The sequence below is a fragment of the Methylophaga sp. UBA4204 genome, from assembly GCF_002379485.1.
Taxonomy (GTDB): domain Bacteria; phylum Pseudomonadota; class Gammaproteobacteria; order Nitrosococcales; family Methylophagaceae; genus Methylophaga.
Window position 1 is genome coordinate 1,763 of the sequence record NZ_DFTU01000075.1, and the last position, 299, is coordinate 2,061.

Here is a 299-nt window from a genome sequence, read left to right on the forward strand (position 1 = left end):
AAACCCGTTGCACACAATGCCAATTTGGCAATATTTTCACCCTCATCAGCAAACTCACAGCCCTTTGCAGTCAAGACCATGGATTTAGTTTTATCGTTATCTGGCACACTTTCTCTAACAAGATATCCGTTAGATTCCAGCTTTCTTAAAATGGGTGACAAGGTCGCTTTGCTCAAGCCAACTGCTTTTGCAAGCTGCGTGGGTGATGCACCATCGTTTTGCCATAACGCCATCATGACAACAAACTGCGGATAGGTGAGCCCATGTTGTTTTAACAGCTTTCCATATGCCTTGGTGAC

Annotated in this window: 1 protein-coding gene; it reads right to left on the reverse strand. The window is 44.5% G+C overall.

All coding sequences use genetic code 11. The features are described from left to right. Window positions 1-299 (reverse strand): MarR family winged helix-turn-helix transcriptional regulator (locus B3182_RS10830; protein WP_292752734.1); only part of this gene is annotated, 299 nt, incomplete at both ends.